Below are 18,052 nucleotides of genomic sequence, written 5' to 3'. Positions count from 1 at the left end.
GCAAAATATAATATTTTTTATAATAAAAACTTAATTTAAGATATTTTTAATTAGTTTGAAACAACAATATAACCAAAAAAATCATAATTTTTCAAAAAATATACGATTGTCATGAAATTTTACTTATACAATTAAGCAATTTTCTAACGCAGAAAATTTTATATAAAGATATTCAAAAAATAATGTTAAACAATAATAAAATTTATGATTATCTATAAGCAGTGGCGGACAGAGAGGGATTTGAACCCTCGAGCCCCGATTAAGAGCTGCACCCTTAGCAGGGGTGTGGTTTCAGCCACTCACCCATCTGTCCATAAAAAGAAATCGCATTATAATTGAACGCCGCTGATATCTTGCTTAAATTTACATTTCACAATCGCAGACCTCAGATAGAAAATCTAAAACAAAAATTTATAAATTTAGTCCTTCCAAAGCCACCATTTTAGCTTGGCTTTGTCTGGGTGCGGCGTATTTACATAGTAGCAAATCATACGGTAAACATATAAAAACGCCTATCGTTACTGCGACCAAGCACCTTTATGCATTCACGCTTCATTAGAATTTGCGCCATTTAGTAAAGCAATATCCTTAACCAAGTGCTAGTAGATACGCTTTAGCCGCTCAGCCAACAAGAGGATTTTCTTAAAATCACTCAAATTTAGCTCCTCACTTCGCTTTGATGTCATCTTCACGCAACATTTTGCAAAAAAGCTTAGTTAAAAACCAATTCACACAAGTTCAAATTTTAAATTTGCTCCAAAATTCTTTCGCAAATTTCTCTTGGATTTGCACTCTCATAAATTGGCCTACCAACAACTATAAAGTCACTACCCTCTTGCTTTGCGCTCACTAAGTTTGCTACTCTTTTTTGATCTCCAGCGCTCTCGCCAAAAGGCCTAACACCAGGGCAAAGAGTGATAAATTTCTCATTTGTAACATCTTTGATGAGCTTGCTTTCAAAAACGGAACAGACCATTCCATCAAGTCCTGCTTCAAAACTCATCTGGCTAAATTTTCTAACAGCTCTTGCGATCGTATCGTTATAAACAGCGTCAAACTCGCTCTCACTAAAGCTAGTAAGTGCCGATACTGCGAGCACTAAAGGACGGTTCCCAAGACCAGCTAGCCTATCCATAACTGTCTTCATCGCGCGCTCACCGGCGCTAGCATGCACATTTATCATATCTACGCCGATTTTTGAGACGACTTCGGCCGCATCTGCCATAGTATTTGGGATATCATAGAGCTTTAGATCGAGAAAAATTTTAAAATTCCCAAGTCCTTTTAGCTCTTCTATAAATTTTGCCCCATCCCTAAGATAGCTTCTAAGCCCAACTTTTAGCCAAAGATCAAGCCCTTTTAGCTCGCGAGCAAGGGCTAAATTCTCTTCGCGACTAGCCATATCAAGTGCGACACAGAGCCTCACAGATCAGCCTTTAGCTTATCAAGTACACCGTTTATAAATTTTGGTGCCTGATCACTTCCAAGTTCTTTTGCAAGCTCGATCGCTTCGTTTATGATGACAGCCTTATCAGTTTGGCTAAATTTCATCTCATAGAGTCCAAGTCTAAGGATGGCTAGTTCGGTTGCACCAACTTTGCTAAAATCGCCGTCTTTTAGATATGGTTTTAAAATTTCGTCTAGTTTTTCTTTATTTACGAGCACCTCTTTAAAAGTCTGCTGCGCCTCATGTTTGCGCTCGTTTCTTATCTTTTTCTCTTCTAGAAATTCCTCTTCAAATGCAGCAGTTACCGGATTTATCTCATTTGAGTAGAGTAGCGAAACGACGGCTTGTCTGACCTGATGACGAGTCGCCATTTTACGCCTCCAAATTTTTATATAAGCTTAGCATCTCGATCACGCCCGTCATCGCTTCAAAGCCCTTATTTCCGGCCTTTGAGCCAGCTCGCTCGATGGCTTGCTCGATGCTATCTACCGTTAGCACGCCAAAGGTCACCGGTTTGCCGTATTTTAGCGTGACATTTGCGATGCCCTTGGTAGTCTCGGCGCTAACGTAGTCAAAGTGAGGCGTAGAGCCGCGGATCACCGCTCCCACGCAGCAAACGGCGTCAAATTTACCGCTACCTAGCGCCTTTTCAAGCGCCATCGGTATCTCAAACGCGCCCGGCACCAAAATGAGGCTCAAATTCGCCTCATCCCCGCCGTGACGCAAAAACGCATCCCTAGCGCCCTCGACCAGCCTATCGGTGATGATGTGGTTAAATCTCGCGCCCACTATGGCGACCTTCTCGCCGCCTTTTAGAGCCAAATTTCCTTCGATTATTTTCATTAATTTCTCCTTAGATTTTTGCGTAGTTTATCAAAATCTTATTTAAACTAAAGCTAATATCTAATCTCAAAAGAAACGCTAAAATTTCTACCAGGAGCAGTATACCGCTCAAGTCCGGTACCATCAAATTTGACATAGCTTTGGTTACCGTTATATCTAAGCTGTCTTAAATTTTCCCAAGTAGAATACTCTTTGTTAAAAATATTAAACACGCCTGCATTGATGCTGAAATTTTTACTGATCTTATAGCCCATAGTTAAGTCAAAGACAAAATAGCTTTTACTTAGGAATTTATGTGCTTCTGGCTGAGTTGTACCAGTCACTTTGCCTGTATCTCTATCGACGATTATCTGAGAAAAATTTGGCGGTATTTTTGAAACCGCATCTTTTGCTTTTTTAGCTGCTACAAATTTGCTAGTTAATAAGAGATCAAATTTATTATCACTATACCCAAGTCCAGCCACTGCAGTAAACGGCTGAATAGCCATAAGTGAAGTCCCATCATTTTTTTTGCCACGCGCATAAGTCGCCTTTAAGCTTGCATATAAATTTTCACTTAAATTTAGTGCATTCCCATTTACACGTGAATTTAGCTCCAAGCCTTTGACGGTAGCTCTACCGACATTTACGTGTTTAAAATCGAGACTTTTTTTACTGTATTTTTTTACAAGCTCCCATGTATCAAAATCAAGTTCTTCTATTTCATCAATACCAACATCATAATCAGTATCAATAAAATCTCTATATTTAGAATAAAAAGCACTAAAAGCAAGTGCATAACTCTGACTTGACGACAATAAACTTACCTCATGATTAAAAGCTTTTTCTGGTTTTAGCTCCAAATTTCTAACATATCTTGTACTATCCCTAGGCGTATCAAAATACATCTCCTCGACTCTTGGTGCACGAAAACCGGTACTAAACGCATAGTTAACACTCAAATTGTTATTTATATCATACTGGGCTCCTGCATTGTAGGTAACGGCTTTAAATTTACTTTTTTGTAGCTCTGGTGTTGTGACCATTTTATATCCTGCACCAGAGGCAATATTTGCTTGCTTAGGTTTATAAACATATCTATCAAGCCTAACTCCATAGTTTAGACTTAAGGCCTCATTTAAGCTCATATCGTCACCTAGAAAAGCATATTCAAGAGTGCTTTTTACTGGCTGAGCAAAGGTTACATCCGTTGCCTTAACCGGCTTAAAAGGATTTGCTGGATCTACGATAAAACCACTACCGCTCCATTTTGTATTAAAACTTTGTCTAAGTTGTAAATTTTTATTTTTAAAGGTAGAGATATGCCTACCAAGACCAAAACTCAAGATGTGAGAAAATTTACCTGCATTAATGTCGCCACTCATGCCGCTTATATCGAACTGTTTTTTATCTTGAAAAAATTCATAGCTATCTTTTTGATCAAAACTTGAGTTGTATTGCATGTCGTTTGGATAGTTTGCATGATATCTTGTGAAATTTGACCTCTGCTGGACTCTTTGCTTATAAAAGCTTACCTTTAAATTACTTAGTAAAGCATCATGATCTGGTACAAACTCATAGTAAATTCCATATCTTTTGTAAGGAATACTATCTCTCGTCTGTTTTCTATTAAGTGTTGCAGTGCTATTACTCTTCTCTTCTGTAAAATAGTTTTGTCTAAAGTCCTCATAGGATGTATTTATAAAATGCGAGTCAAACCTATAGCCAAATTTCATCAAATTTGAGTGTGTACGAAATCTCACATCATCAGGTAAAATTCTACCAAAAGAGCAAAGTTCTGGGTATTTATCTGCCAAATACGAATCCTCCATACTAGTCCCCATTCCACAAAATGGCACATCATCTAACTTTCCACTGTAGAAATTCTTTGTCTGCTTGCCACGCTTATACGTATGCTGAAACAGTGCTTCGATACCGCCTGCTTTTACGCCCGCACCTGCAACTTGTCTAAATTCACTATTTTTTGATGCATATGCGCTTTTGCTATAAAAACCAACATTTCGTCCATCCCTTACAAAGTCATCAACATTTTTTGTCTGCATACTAACGCTACCACCGATCGCACCGCTACCTTTGTTTAATGAATTTGCGCCTTTTATAAATTCTACACTGCTTATGTTTTCAAGCTCGGTGCTGTTTCGGTTTCCATTTAAAATCCCTAAAATATTGTAAGAGCGGGGCATAAAACTCTCAACGGCTTCCATTCCGTCTATTTTTAAAGAAACCCTATCACTATCTACACCTCGTATAGCATATCCATTATTACCACTTCTACCACCTTCTGTAACAGTTACGCCAGTTTCGTTTCGCACAAGATCTCGCTCAGAGAAAATTTGGCCCTTTTTTAACTCGCTTTTACTAAGCTCTGTTTTTTTCGATGATATGCCAGCCGCACTTACGACAACACCTTCTAGTAGCATATCTTGCGATGCAAAGACAAAGCTTGATGCCATACTAGATACAAACAAAATTCTACAAATTCTCATAAAATATCCTTGAATTTAAAACTAGTTTGAAAGTGTATTGCTATTTATATAAATTTATTTTGAATTTAAAAATCAATATTTTGTAAAAAATAATATTCAATATAAAAACTTCTTAAAATCAGTTTTGATATTATTTTTTAGAATATATTAAGTAAATAAATTTTGAATTTATATATTTTAAAAATCTGTTTTTATCTTGCTAGATTAACTTGATATTTATGCTTCTAAATTTAGCACTTATACGATTTTTAACATCGCCGCGCTAATGATGATGAGCGATAAAAAGAGTGCTTTTTCTAAATTTATCTTTTCGTTATTAAAAACCAGACCAACTAGCACTGCACCGACTGCTCCAATGCCTGTCCAGATCGCGTACGCCACCGACATCGCCATCGCCTGCATCGCGTAGCTCAAGAGCCAAAGAGAAATGGCGAAATTTACGACCAAAATCAAAAAATTCGCCGCCTTTTTCACGCCGACGCTTTTTTGAAATTTGGTTAGAAAAAATACACCCAAAACCTCGCAGCATCCCGCTGCCAAAAGAGCTAAAACGTGCATCAAGATTTCAGCCTTTTTAGTCCTAGCACGCCGACAACTAGCATCGCTATGAAAAATAGCCGCAAGGGATCGGGCGCCCGGCCGCTTGAGCCGTATTCGCTAACGCTTTCGGCGACCACGATAAAAAACGCTCCAAGCCCCACAAATACGGTATACGCGACGCTAACGGGGATATATTTTAAAGCCTTTATAAACGATACGAAGCTAACGCATACTAACGCGGCAGTAAGCGCGAATCCTACGGCATCTTGGGCGTGTTTTAGCCCGTACGCCCAGCCGCACTCGGCGACCGCGCCGCCTAACACCCACAAAAAGCCCTTAGTTTGCATCGCCCAGGGCGTCTTTTATCTTAAAAATTTGAGCGATATTTGCGTCTAGTTCGTCTAAATTTAGCATATTCGGTCCGTCGCAAAGCGCCTCGCAAGGATTAATATGCGTCTCGTAGAAAAATCCGTCCACGCCCGCAGCCGCCGCAGCTCGCGCTAGATAGGGCACGAATCTCGCGTCACCGCCGCTTTTCTCACCCAAAGCCGACGGCATCTGCACGCTGTGCGTCGCGTCGAAAATCACCGGCGCAAACTCCCTCATCAGCACCAAATTTCTCATATCTACGACTAAATTTCCGTAGCCAAAGGTGCTTCCTCGCTCTGTTAGCCACACTCCGTTTTGTTTAGCAACCTCGTATCCCTCGCCGCTAATGCCCCTTGCTTCTAGCACTTTTTTGACCGAATGCTTCATCGCAGAGGCGGCTAAAAACTGCCCTTTTTTGATATTTACCACCGCTTTTGTTTTGGCAGCAGCTACGAGCAGATCGGTCTGACGGCACAAAAACGCCGGTATTTGCAGCACGTCGGCCACTTCGCCTACTGGCGCGGCCTGGTAGCTCTCGTGGATATCGGTTAAAATTTTAAAGCCGAATTCTTTTTTGACCTTGGCTAAAATTTCGCACCCTTTTTCAAGTCCGGGCCCGCGAAACGAGCTTATGCTTGTGCGATTTGCCTTATCAAAGCTTGATTTGAAATAAAAATCTATCCGCTTATCTTCGTTAAATTTAACCAGCCTCTTTGCCACGTCAAAAACGAGCTGCTCGCTTTCGATGACGCAAGGCCCTGCTATTAGTATCATTTTTTCTCCTTTATTTTTCTTTCACAACTAAAATTCCACTCACTATTACTAGCAAGATACCTAAAAGTGCCGTTTGATTTGGCAATACATCACCCATAAAATAGCCAATTATAAGCGTGAAAATGACGTCTGCATAGCTAACTGCAGCGATCACTCCAGCCTTTTTACCAACCGCAAACGCCTTTGTCATGTACGACTGAAAAAAATATCCGCTAAGTCCCATTAGCAAGATAAAAATAACGTTATACCAGCTTGGCATGCTAAATTTTGAAAACAAAAAATCAAATGGTTCGTAGGTGAAAAATTCTGCCAAACCCATGCAAATAAGTGGCAAAAACGAGCCCCAAAGCATAAAACTTAGCACGATAACATTTGTACCGTAGCTCTTGTTTAGCTCCTTAACGCTCGTGTATGCGATCGCCGCACCAAGGCCACTCCAAACACCGATAATATCAGTCTTGCTTATGCCTAAATTTGGCTGGATAACAAGCAAAATTCCCCCAAATCCCAAAAATACAGCAAACCAGCCAAGTGAGCTTAGACGCTCTTTGAAAATAAAGGCTGCGAGGATGGCTGTAAAGATTGGATTTGTCTTTTGAAATGTAAAAGCTGTGGCCAAATTTACATGAGCGACATTATAAAAAAAGGCAAAAAGTGCGACCGTACCCACAAAACCGCGAAACATCAGTAAAAAAAAGTGTCCACCAGCTTGCTTAAATGGAAATCTATAAATGGCATAAATAACGATGAAAAGGCCTATTAAATTTCTAAAAAATACAACTTCGATAGATGGCATATCTTTGCTAAGATACTTTGCAAATGCGCCAGTAACGGCAAACATAAAGCAAGCAAAGAGCATATAAAAAATGCCAAGATGCGAAATATAAAACCTTTTTAACATCACAAGACCTTTAAATTTAAAGTAGCCATTTTAATGAAAAGTGGCTTAAATTTTGGTTGATTTTTTCTTTTATTTTGGCGCTTTTAAGCAAATTTTTATACTTTATATAAGTCAAAAATTTGTATAATCAGCCATCACAAAAAGGACAAAATTTGCAAAAAGTAATATTAGTAGGCAAGCCAAATGTCGGCAAAAGCTCACTTTTTAACCGCTTAGCTGGTCGTCGTATCGCTATAACAAGCGATGTTAGCGGCACGACAAGAGATACGAACAAAGCTAAGATCGAAGTTGAGGGCAAAGAGTGCATTTTGATCGATAGCGGTGGCCTTGATGATAGTAGCGAGCTTTTTAAAAATGTAAAAGCAAAGACCTTGGCAGAGGCTAGAAATTCAGACGTCATCTTATACATGGTCGATGGCAAAATGATGCCAGATGATGAGGATAGAGCCATTTTTTACGAGCTTAGCAAGCTAAATTTACCAATCGCTCTAGTCATCAACAAAATCGACAGCAAAAAAGACGAGCAAAGAGAGTGGGAATTTGTAAGCTTTGGTGCGAAAAATGCCTTTGGAATTTCCGTAAGCCACAACACAGGCATCGATGAGCTTAGCATCTGGTTAGCAAAGCACATAGAAGATAAGGTGCAGATAAAGGCTGACACGAGTGAAGATTTTGATGATTTTTTAGAAAACTATAACGACGAGGGCGAGCTAAGCGACGAGATAGACTATGAGAGCAAAAATATAAGAGTTGGCATCATAGGCCGCGTAAATGTCGGTAAAAGCTCACTTTTAAATGCCCTTGTAAAAGAGAGTCGCGCCGTCGTTAGCGATGTGGCAGGCACTACGATCGACCCGGTCAATGAAATTTACGAACATGATGGCAGGGTTTTTGAGTTTGTCGATACTGCTGGTATTAGAAAGCGCGGCAAGATCGAGGGCATCGAGAGATACGCGCTAAATAGAACTGAGAAAATTTTAGAAGAGACAGACGTAGCTCTACTCGTACTTGATAGCTCTGAACCACTAACCGAGCTTGATGAGCGTATCGCTGGCATCGCCTCAAAATTTGAGCTTGGCGTCATCATCGTGCTAAACAAATGGGATAAAAGCAGCGAAGAATTTGACGAGCTTTGCAAAGAGATAAAAGATAGGTTTAAATTTCTCTCATACGCGCCGATTATCAGCGTCTCAGCACTTGGCGGCAAAAGAGTGCATAAAATTTACCCGCTCATAGTTGAAATTTACAAAAACTACACTCAAAAAATCCAAACTTCAAAGCTAAATGAAGTGATCGGCGAAGCGACCAAGGCACACCCTCTGCCACGAGATAAAGGCAGAGTTGTAAAAATTTACTACGCAGTGCAGTTTAAGACAGCGCCGATCATGATAGCGCTCATAATGAACCGCCCAAAATGCCTGCACTTTAGCTACAAACGCTATTTAACAAACAAGCTTAGAGAGAGTTTTAACCTAACTGGCGTGCCTATCGTGCTAATTCCTAAAAAACGTGGAGTGAGCGATGAAAACAAAGAACAATAATATCGTTTTGATAGGATTTATGGGTGTTGGTAAGGGCACGACCGCAAGGGCGTTAAGCAAGGCTTTAAAGACGATGAATCTTGACTGCGACGACTTGCTGGAAAGCTCGCAAAATATGAAGATAAAAGTTATCTTTGAAGAATACGGAGAGGAGCATTTTAGGCAGCTTGAAAAAGATCTAGCTAAATTTCTAGCCACAAATGTCAAAAATGCGATCATTTCAACAGGTGGGGGCTTTGCGAAGGTTAAAAATTTAAAGAAAATTGGTACCGTGATCTACCTAAAAGCTAGTTTTGATGCGATCATGCAAAGGCTAAAAAATAGCAAAAATAGCGAGAAAAAGCTTGCCAAACGTCCACTTTTAAGTGATCTAAAAAGAGCTGAGGCTTTGCATCTAGAGCGAGAGGAGCTTTATGAGAAAAAGGCTGATTACATCGTCGAAGTCGAGGGTAAAACTCCAAAGCAGATCGTAAAAGAAATAAGGATGCTTTTAAAAATTTAGTTGTAAAGTAGCGTGATTGCTGCTTGCAACGATAAATTTTTAAGATCAGGCTAGATGGCTATCTGGCGTGGTGTTGAAATTTTGAGTCTTTGAGCTAAATTTAACGTTTTGTAGTTAGAAATTTTGGCGAAGTATCGTAAGATAATTTTTTGCCTCACTTTATTCGCAACGCTAAAGCGACGAGAGTTGTGTGATAAAAATTTTAAGATTAAGCTAGACTAAAAAGTCTAACGTGATGTTAAAAATTTAAAAACTTTTGGCAAAGAATTTTTTGTTTAGGCAAGGCAAAAATTTGTTTTTAAGCAAAGGCTAGACGCATGGTCTGCCAGTTAAATTTTAAGATTAGATTAGATACAAAAACTCTAATGTAACGTTAAAATTTAAAAAGTATTTTTAGCGAAGTATCGTGAGATGATTTTGATAGTTGTGTAGAAATTTTAAGCCGAGGCTAGACACATAGTCTGCCGAAAGTTTAAAATTTCAAATCTCTATTAAAAGCGCTCGCGAGAAAAAGCCAAAATTTGAAAGGATAAGATGAGAGTATTAACCGGTCTCCAACCCTCCGGCAAACTACACCTTGGCAACTACTTTGCCTCGATAAAGCAGATGGTTGATATGCAAGAGCAAAATGAGATGTTTATGTTTATAGCAAACTACCACGCGATGACGAGCCTTAGCGAGGCCAAAGCCCTAAAGCAAAATACTTTTGAGGCTGCGTGTGCGTTTTTGGCACTTGGGATCGATCCAAACAAGAGCATATTTTGGGTACAAAGTGACGTTAAAGATGTGCTTGAGCTTTACTGGGTGCTAAGTCAGCACACGCCTATGGGCCTACTTGAGCGCGCGCACAGCTATAAAGATAAAGTCGCAAAAGGCCTTAGCTCGCACCACGGACTCTTTAGCTATCCAGTTTTGATGGCAGCTGATATCTTGCTTTATAACGCGCAGGTCGTACCCGTGGGCAAAGACCAGATCCAGCACGTAGAAATTGCTCGTGATATCGCGATAAAATTTAACAACGAGCATAGAGAAATTTTTACACTGCCTGAGGCAAAGATCGATGAAAATGTTGCCACCGTGCCTGGTACAAATGGCGAAAAGATGAGCAAAAGCTACGGCAATACAATCGACATCTTTGCCGATGCTAAAACGCTTAAAAAGCAAATTTCTAGCATCGTGACAGACGGCACACCGCTTGAAGAGCCAAAGCAGTGGCAAAACTGCAACGTCTATAATATCGCCAAACTTTTCTTAGACGAGAGTGGGCAAAAAGAACTTCAAGCTAGATATGAGCGTGGTGGCGAGGGCCATGGGCACTTTAAAGCTTATCTAAATGAGCTTATTTGGGACTATTTTAAAGATGCGAGAGAGAAATTTGTGCATTATCAAAATAATCCTGACGAAGTGTCTGGAATTTTAGAAATAGGAGCCAAAAAGGCAAGTAATGTTGCTCAAACAACAATAAAAAAAGTTCGTGAAGCAGTCGGAATTTATTAATAAAGGAAAAAATATGCAAAATTTATATCCATATGCACAGATAGTTCATCTTTTCTGTGCAATCATCTTTGTTGGTTACCTCTTTTTTGATGTAATCATTTTTAAAGCAGCTTGTAAAAAAATGCCACCTGAGCTTGCTCAAAAGGCAAAACAAGCTATCGGATCAGTTGCTATTAAGATAATGCCACTTTGTATCTTGCTTTTGGTGCTAACCGGAGGCATGATGATGAGTAACTGGGTCGGATCAAAGGCTGGAGGCTACTTTGAGACAAATTTACAAATCATTTTTATGATCAAATTTTTCTTAGCGATGCTAATCGTAGCTGCGGTTATAACAAATTTAAGCTGCAAATTTATATTTAAACGCCCTAGCCCACTTGGCAACATCCACCCATTTGCGCTAATAGCGGCAGTTTTTATCGTACTTTTTGCAAAAGTTATGTTTATGGTTTAAGGATACGGAATGATAAATTTAAAACTACTCGAGACAAATTACGATGAATTTGTAAAAAAACTTGAGGGAAAAAATGTAAAAGCTGGGCTACTTGACGAGCTTTTACAAACTTTTAACGAGCTAAAACAAAAACGTAAAGCACTTGAAAATTTCCAAGCGATCCAAAACGCAAAGAGCAAAGAGCTTGGCATAAAGGCAAGAGCTGGCGAAGATGTAAGCGAGCTTAAAAATGAGCTAAATTTAAATAAAGCTGCACTTGCTGATGCTGATGATATCGTTAAACAATATGAAGAAAAGCTTGAGCAAATTTCATTTAACGTGCCAAATATCACCGATGATGATGTGCCATTTGGTAAGGACGAGGACGATAATGTCTGCATAAAAACGGTGCTTGAGCCAACTAAATTTAGCTTTACACCAAAAGAGCACTGGGAGTTAGGTGAGAGTCTTGGCTGGCTTGACTTTGAAAGGGGCGCAAAGCTCTCAGGATCTCGCTTTACTGTACTTCGCGGCATGGGAGCAAGGCTTAGTAGAGCGCTTGTTAATTACATGATCGACTTTAACAGCTCACGTGGCTTCGAGCTTGTAAATGTCCCTTATCTAGTAAGCTCAAACACACTTTTTGGTACTGGTCAGCTGCCTAAATTTGAAGAAGACCTTTACAAAGTGCGCGACGAGGACCTCTACCTCATCCCAACCAGCGAAGTCCCTGTGACAAATTTATACAATGACACGATCATTGAAGCTGAGCAGTTACCTATAAAGATGACTTGCTACTCAGCATGCTTCCGCCAAGAGGCAGGCTCAGCAGGACGTGATACTAGAGGTATGATCCGCCAGCATCAGTTTGAAAAGGTCGAGCTAGTAAGTATCACAAAGCCTGATCAAAGCGAAGACGTGCTAAATGAGATGGTAGCGTGCGCGAGCGATCTACTAACTAGTCTTGGGCTTCCTCACCGCCATATGCTTCTTTGTAGCGGTGATCTTGGCTTTAGCGCGGCAAAGACGATAGACCTTGAGGTTTGGCTACCTGGTCAAGGTAAATATAGAGAAATTAGCTCTATTTCCAACACTCGTGATTTTCAAGCAAGGCGTGCAAAAATTCGCTTTAAAGATGGCAAGAAAAATATGCTTGTAAATACGCTAAATGGCTCAAGTCTAGCTGTGGGTAGGACGCTAATAGCAATAATGGAAAACTACCAAAAAGCAGATGGCACTATCGAAATTCCAGAAGTTCTTAAGAGGTATATGTAGTGGCTGAAGAAGAGGTTGTAGTTTTAAAACCACCTGGCGAGCAAACAGAGCAAGAAGTGCCTGAAGAGGCAAAAGCCGAGGCACCTGAAGAGATTGTCTCGCTTGAGAGTATCGCAAGTGAGGGTGTGTTACAAGATGAGAGCATCCCGGAGCCAATCCCTGTAAAAAAGAGCAATAAAAAGCTCTTTATAATAGCAGGCGTGGTTGCTCTAGTACTTATCATCTTGATAGTGGTTTTGCTAGTTATCTTGCTAAAGAAAGACAAAAAAGAGAACATAGATACTGCAAGTATCGTAAAAAATATAGAAAACAACTACCAAACGCAAAATTTTGGCGCTTCGAAGATCGATGAAATGATAAATAAAGCCAATCAGCTTTATGAGCGTGGCAATAAATTTGAGGCGTTAAAAATTTATGAAAACATAGCTGTTTATAACCAGTCTCTCTCAAACTACAACCTCGGTGTTTCACAGATGAAACAAGAAAGATGTGATGAGGCGATCGTATCTTTTAACAAAGCTATAACCGATAGAGAAAACACAGCAGTTAGCGCCATAAATGCTGCCGTTTGCTCGCTTGAGCTAAATAACACCAAAAATTTTAACTACTATATAGGACTTGCTGATTCATTTTTGCAGTATGAAAACAACTCGCCACTTTATAGTTATTACTACGCGCTTATAAACTACTATAAAGGCAACTATTACGAGGCACTTCAAGCACTTTCTCATCCAAATACTGCGGATTATAAAAATGAATATGCGTATTTAAGCGCAAAAATTTTATCACTTCTTGGAGATGATGAGAGAGCAATAGCCAAACTTGAGAGCCAAAAGGCATTTAAGGCCGACTTCACGCTAGCACAGCTCTATGCAAGACTTGGCAAATACGACAAGGCAAGGGATTATCTAACAAAAGCTTCTAAGAATACGCCAAATATCGATCTTATCAAGATGACTGAAGCGCTAATTGATCTAAAAACTGCTGACTACGGCGACGCAGCTGCATTTATCAAAGATGTTTACGACTACAATGCTTCTTTGCCAAGCAAAATTTACAAGATAAAAACGATACTAAAGCCTGATCTTTTTGATGTCAGCCTAGCTCAGGCACACTTTAACGATGATATGTTTTTTGATAGAACAAGGCGCTATGAGACCCTTTTTTACTTCGCACCTTACAAGGTTTTTGACGCGAAACAGAGCATCGAGCAGATAAGAAAAGGCGGCGTTAGCGTCTTTTTAGATGACACCTCAGCAGCAAATGACTACCTTAGTCAAAGTGCCGCCGCCTCAAAAGTCAATGCCAAACTTAGCGAAGCTATTGCAAAAGCACTAAGCTACCGCTTAAAGGAAGCAAATAAAGAGTTTGAAGAGCTAGCCAGCACTTATCCAAATCACTCTATCTTGCAATACAATCTCGCCTTAAGCTACGCTCAGCTTGGAAATTTTAGCCTTGCAGCAAAGCACTTCATAGCAAGCTATCACCAGGACGTAAATAACCATCTTGCAGGTATTTTTGGGGCGATTTGTCTAGATATAAATAGAAATTTAAACCCAAAACTCATTGAAGAGATCGGCGAAAATTTAGAAAACGATAAGAGTTTAAAGCCTGTAAATTTATATGCCTCGCTTCTAAGCCTAGTTAGCGGTAACCAAAGTGCGATGATAAGATGGCTTGAAGAGCCAAAAGAGCAGACAATGCTAAATTTAGCCTTTGATATCATCATCGCTAAAATTTCAAACAATGACGAGCTAATGGCAAAGAAAGCTGATGAACTACTAAAAATTTTGCCAAATGATATTATTGCAAATATCTTAAATTTCATCTCGAAAAACAAAGAGCAAAATGTCAAAGAGTATGCAAAAGCGATACAAATTCACTTTAATGGCAAGCAGCTTGATTCAAACGCTTTCTATCACGGCGCTGATATCATCAAAAAGCAATACATCAAGCTACTTCAAATTTCAGGCTTACTTACAAGAGAGCGTGATAAGTTAAGAGCCGAGCTAAAAAATGCTCCAAAGAATATAAATTTAATCCAAACTCTAGCCTATGTCGATATCTTTACAAACGACTTTGATGAGAGCTATAAACTTTATAATCAAGCAATCGATGAGTTTAAAGTAAATGACGCTAGCACATTGTTTTTAGCATCTGTGGCTGCGACAGGAGCTGGAAAAGTATCAAACGCAATCGCGCTTTTAGAGCTAACAAAACTAAATGATGCTAGTGCTATCGAAAATAGAATAGCTCTTGGCCTAATGTATCAGCAGATAGATAATATAAAAGCAGCTCTTATACAATACAGCAAAATAGGAAATGTTGAGTATGAAAGCGAATTTTACGACTTTGAGATAGATAATGACTGATAAAAACTAGGTCTTTATGAGCCTAGTTAAATACTAAGCAATATCTAAAATTTCAAGATTTATTTGATCTAAGACTTCACTAAATTTATAGATCATATCGCCGCATTTATACTCAATACTCTTGCAGCTATTCTTGTTTTTTTTGAGATAAAATTTTCTCCATCATACTGGGAAGCTCTTTTTGTAAAAGTAGTTTATAAGACATCCCCATTCCATGCGCTAAAAACTTTATAAATTTGTCATCGACCTCACTCTCATCTTTTATCATATGTAATGTTGCGTTAAATTTAAGCTTCTTAAGAGCCTCGTAAAGCTCAATTTTATCCTTTGCTGGAGCTATTTCTTTATCGAAAATACAGTGATAGCTCACGTAAATTGGCTTTTTATAGCTACTTTGAACATTTAAATGATCTAAATTTAGGATGTTTCTTATCTCTTCTCTTGCGTCAATAAAATAGTATGGTGATTTTTCATTAAGTGTCCAGTAGGTCTTATCAAAAAAATAAAGATATAAATTTTGATACAAAATGCCAGTACCAAAACAAAAATAGTTAGTAAAATTTATCTCTTTACCAAAGCCGATAAGACGCCATAAAAATATGGCATAAGAGCTATTATCTATCACGGCATCAACTAGCCATGGAGCGATCTTAGCACACATATGTGCCAGATATCCACCATGTGAGCTGCCTACCATTATCACTGGCAGATGTTCAAACTTACCATTATTTATATATTTTTTTGTATAAAGCACAGCATTTAGCACGTCTAATGCTTGCATAACGCCAAAATTTTGATATTCATTTTTTGTTGGTACTATCGTAATGCTAGCATTTAGTCTAAAATCAGCCGGCAAAATACCTCTCTCTTTTCGAATAGTAATCTCTTTGCTAAGAAATTTAAGCAGCAAATCAACCTTCTCGTGGCAGTCGATACTTTTTAGATCAATTGGTAAATTTATACCTATACTTGATAGTTCTCTTGTTAAGATTTCGCGATCTATATCATCAAGTCCAAATTTCGCCCCAAGCTGTGGGCGGTTGCCTATGCAGTGATAATCCACACTAATGCATGCAACATCATAAGTCTCTGCCATAGTCCGAATAAGATTAGCTCTATATCCAAGGTCAGAGTCTTCTCCAAGCCCAGGGATAATCACCAAAAGGGCTTTTACATCCTTGGCATTGTCATAACAGGAATAAAAGGAGAGAGGAGAGCTTCTTTTTATACCAAGTTCAATATCATCACAAGATGAAATTTCATAGCTTCCATCAACTAGCATTTAAATCCTTTTAAATTTGCTAATTTCTCCTATTTTTGCGAGACGTTATAAAAAAAGCTAACGATCTGTTTTGCTAGACGTTCTTTAAAAAACGGCCAGATGTAGCTTGGCGAATAGACATTACCAGCTTGCATAAGCGATATATTTGTCGCCTTTTCGCCACCATTTTTTGGACGCACTAGCACGCTTACTTGCATGTGATAAGTGTAGCTATTCGTGCTAAAGTCATCATCATCGTAATAGCCAAATGGGAAAAACATCGAGTAGCCAAAGCCAAAGCTTGGTCTGCCAAAGCCATACCCCATGCCCATCGAAAATCTAGGATCTCTTTTTATTATCTTAGAAAAGCTTTGCACATCGCCAAGGATGATGAAGTCGGCATTTTTGATATTTGGCTCGTTTCTAAAGCCAGCCTTTGCAAACTCGCTTAAAATTTCAGCATTTACATCTTGCCCGGTCGCACTATTTTTAAAATTTACATAGACGCTTTTATTTGCTTCATTAAGCGTAAAAAATATAGGCTCGCTCGTTTTGACCGAGATATTTGGAGTGCTGTTAGCACATCCAACAAAAAATACCGCTAAGACAAATAAAAAGAAATTTTTCATATTCACTCCTACAAGAGCGATCTTATAGCACTTTCAAGTACACTTTTTGGTGTAAGACCGATAAATTTTGATCGCATCTTACCATCTTTATCAAAAAAATAGATAACTGGCACGCCCATGACACCACCAACTGCCTTACTAAAGTAATCAACCGAAACCTTATCGCTCGTAGTTTTAAAGGTGATGTTGTGCTCTTTTAAAAGCTCAATATCTTTATCAAAGCCTTTACTAGGTCCTAAAACACCAATGAATTGAACCTCTTTACCATACTCTTTTTCAAGAGTATTTAGATCAGGTATAGCGGCCTTGCATACTCCACAGTCAGTGCCAAAGAAAAATAGCATATATGGCTTATCACCTATCTTTAGGCGCTTTTCTGTTGGAAAAAACTGCGTATCAATGCCGCTTGAGTCATTTAGCGTAATGTGATGCTTCTCATACTGCTTGACGCAGCCCATAACTAGGGCTGAGACTAGACATAAAAATAAAATTTTATATCTCATTTGGCACCTTTGGGTTTTCAATAGTGCGAATTTTCTCTAGCTTACCGTGTCTTAGATAGACGATCTTATCACCATACTCGCCAAGATCAGGGTTGTGAGTGACTAGAAGTATCGTCTTGCCATCTTTCCTTAGCTTGCAAAATAGATCAAGTATAACTCTTTCATTTGCTTCATCAAGGTTACCAGTTGGCTCATCTGCTATTAAAATTTCAGGGTCGTTAATGAGCGAGCGTGCGATACAAAGGCGTTGTTGCTCACCACCACTTAGCTGACTTGGTCTGTGTGTTAGCCTGTGAGAAAGACCAACTGCCTCAAGCGCCTTTTTAGCATCCTCTTCATCAACTGAGCTGTGATAGTACTGAGCGATCATCACATTTTCAAGTGCGCTAAGATATGGCACTAAGTGAAACTGCTGAAAAATAAGACCGATCTTCTCGCGTCTAAATTTAAGTGTATCATCAGCATTTAGATTGCTCGCATCATCGCCACCGAGCATATAAGTACCACTGCTTGGAGTATCCATTAGAGAAAGGATATTTACAAGCGTACTCTTACCACTACCACTTGGCCCCATTACGCTGACCCACTCACCTTTTTTAACCTCAAAATTTATATCATCAAGTGCTTTAACATCGCCAAAAATTTTACAAATATTTTTTAATTCTAGTGCATTTTGCAT

The 18,052-nt window shown here is 39.1% G+C and carries 17 protein-coding genes, 1 tRNA gene and 1 pseudogene; 6 read left to right on the top strand and 13 right to left on the bottom strand.

Features of this window, described 5'->3' with window-relative positions:
* Positions 1–222 precede the first annotated feature (222 nt).
* The 9 genes from CVS97_RS07005 to CVS97_RS06960 all read right to left on the bottom strand — a co-directional run bounded on the left by CVS97_RS07005 (position 223) and on the right by CVS97_RS06960 (position 7,360).
* A tRNA-Ser gene (locus CVS97_RS07005) sits at positions 223–313 on the bottom strand.
* A gap of 432 nt (positions 314–745) precedes the next feature.
* Positions 746–1,426: an orotidine-5'-phosphate decarboxylase gene (gene pyrF, locus CVS97_RS06995; RefSeq protein ID WP_107785573.1), complete on the bottom strand. Its 681-nt coding sequence runs from the start codon at positions 1,424–1,426 to the stop codon at positions 746–748.
* A complete protein-coding gene (gene nusB / locus CVS97_RS06990) occupies positions 1,423–1,818 on the bottom strand; it encodes a transcription antitermination factor NusB (RefSeq protein WP_107785572.1) in 396 nt (131 codons plus the stop codon). Before nusB ends, pyrF begins: the two co-directional genes overlap by 4 nt.
* Before the next feature lies 1 nt (position 1,819).
* On the bottom strand, positions 1,820–2,290 hold the full coding sequence (gene ribH / locus CVS97_RS06985; protein WP_107785571.1) for a 6,7-dimethyl-8-ribityllumazine synthase: 471 nt from the start codon (positions 2,288–2,290) through the stop codon (positions 1,820–1,822).
* Positions 2,291–2,343: 53 nt separating this feature from the next.
* Complete coding sequence (locus CVS97_RS06980) at positions 2,344–4,776, bottom strand: TonB-dependent hemoglobin/transferrin/lactoferrin family receptor (RefSeq protein WP_107785570.1); 2,433 nt, start codon at positions 4,774–4,776, stop codon at positions 2,344–2,346.
* A 237-nt stretch (positions 4,777–5,013) separates the two neighbouring features.
* Complete coding sequence (locus tag CVS97_RS06975; protein WP_107785569.1) at positions 5,014–5,337, bottom strand: DMT family transporter; 324 nt, start codon at positions 5,335–5,337, stop codon at positions 5,014–5,016.
* A complete protein-coding gene (locus tag CVS97_RS06970; protein ID WP_107785568.1) occupies positions 5,334–5,663 on the bottom strand; it encodes a DMT family transporter in 330 nt (109 codons plus the stop codon). The genes CVS97_RS06975 and CVS97_RS06970 overlap by 4 nt, the downstream gene beginning before the upstream one ends.
* Complete coding sequence (gene kdsA / locus CVS97_RS06965) at positions 5,653–6,459, bottom strand: 3-deoxy-8-phosphooctulonate synthase (RefSeq protein WP_107785567.1); 807 nt, start codon at positions 6,457–6,459, stop codon at positions 5,653–5,655. Before kdsA ends, CVS97_RS06970 begins: the two co-directional genes overlap by 11 nt.
* Before the next feature lie 10 nt (positions 6,460–6,469).
* Entirely contained in the window at positions 6,470–7,360 is an 891-nt protein-coding gene (locus tag CVS97_RS06960) for a DMT family transporter (protein WP_107785566.1), read from the bottom strand.
* A gap of 152 nt (positions 7,361–7,512) precedes the next feature.
* Between CVS97_RS06960 and der the strand changes: the two genes are divergently transcribed.
* The 6 genes from der (at position 7,513) to CVS97_RS06930 (ending at position 14,980) form a co-directional block, all read left to right on the top strand.
* Complete coding sequence (gene der, locus CVS97_RS06955) at positions 7,513–8,901, top strand: ribosome biogenesis GTPase Der (protein WP_107785565.1); 1,389 nt, start codon at positions 7,513–7,515, stop codon at positions 8,899–8,901.
* Positions 8,882–9,403, top strand: coding sequence for a shikimate kinase (locus tag CVS97_RS06950; RefSeq protein ID WP_107785564.1), 522 nt, complete (start codon positions 8,882–8,884; stop codon positions 9,401–9,403). Before der ends, CVS97_RS06950 begins: the two co-directional genes overlap by 20 nt.
* 534 nt (positions 9,404–9,937) lie before the next feature.
* Positions 9,938–10,900 carry a tryptophan--tRNA ligase gene (gene trpS, locus CVS97_RS06945; RefSeq protein ID WP_107785563.1) on the top strand — a complete coding sequence of 321 codons (963 nt, stop codon included), beginning with the start codon at positions 9,938–9,940 and terminating at the stop codon, positions 10,898–10,900.
* 13 nt (positions 10,901–10,913) lie between these two features.
* Entirely contained in the window at positions 10,914–11,354 is a 441-nt protein-coding gene (locus CVS97_RS06940; protein WP_107785562.1) for a copper resistance protein CopD, read from the top strand.
* 9 nt (positions 11,355–11,363) lie between these two features.
* On the top strand, positions 11,364–12,608 hold the full coding sequence (gene serS, locus CVS97_RS06935) for a serine--tRNA ligase (RefSeq protein WP_107785561.1): 1,245 nt from the start codon (positions 11,364–11,366) through the stop codon (positions 12,606–12,608).
* Positions 12,608–14,980, top strand: a complete 2,373-nt coding sequence (locus tag CVS97_RS06930; RefSeq protein WP_107785560.1) for a tetratricopeptide repeat protein — start codon at positions 12,608–12,610, stop codon at positions 14,978–14,980. Before serS ends, CVS97_RS06930 begins: the two co-directional genes overlap by 1 nt.
* A 33-nt stretch (positions 14,981–15,013) precedes the next feature.
* Here CVS97_RS06930 and CVS97_RS06925 read toward each other — a convergent pair.
* The 4 genes and pseudogenes from CVS97_RS06925 to CVS97_RS06910 all read right to left on the bottom strand — a co-directional run bounded on the left by CVS97_RS06925 (position 15,014) and on the right by CVS97_RS06910 (position 18,052).
* Positions 15,014–16,262: pseudogene (locus tag CVS97_RS06925) on the bottom strand (DUF2920 family protein).
* 29 nt (positions 16,263–16,291) lie between these two features.
* Complete coding sequence (locus CVS97_RS06920) at positions 16,292–16,870, bottom strand: hypothetical protein (RefSeq protein WP_107785559.1); 579 nt, start codon at positions 16,868–16,870, stop codon at positions 16,292–16,294.
* 8 nt (positions 16,871–16,878) lie between these two features.
* On the bottom strand, positions 16,879–17,373 hold the full coding sequence (locus CVS97_RS06915) for a TlpA family protein disulfide reductase (protein ID WP_021090806.1): 495 nt from the start codon (positions 17,371–17,373) through the stop codon (positions 16,879–16,881).
* Complete coding sequence (locus CVS97_RS06910; protein ID WP_054196145.1) at positions 17,363–18,052, bottom strand: ABC transporter ATP-binding protein; 690 nt, start codon at positions 18,050–18,052, stop codon at positions 17,363–17,365. The genes CVS97_RS06915 and CVS97_RS06910 overlap by 11 nt, the downstream gene beginning before the upstream one ends.

The sequence above is a fragment of the Campylobacter concisus genome (genome assembly GCF_003049735.1).
GTDB classification, from domain to species: domain Bacteria; phylum Campylobacterota; class Campylobacteria; order Campylobacterales; family Campylobacteraceae; genus Campylobacter_A; species Campylobacter_A concisus_AN.
This window is presented reverse-complemented; position numbering and strand designations above follow the sequence as displayed.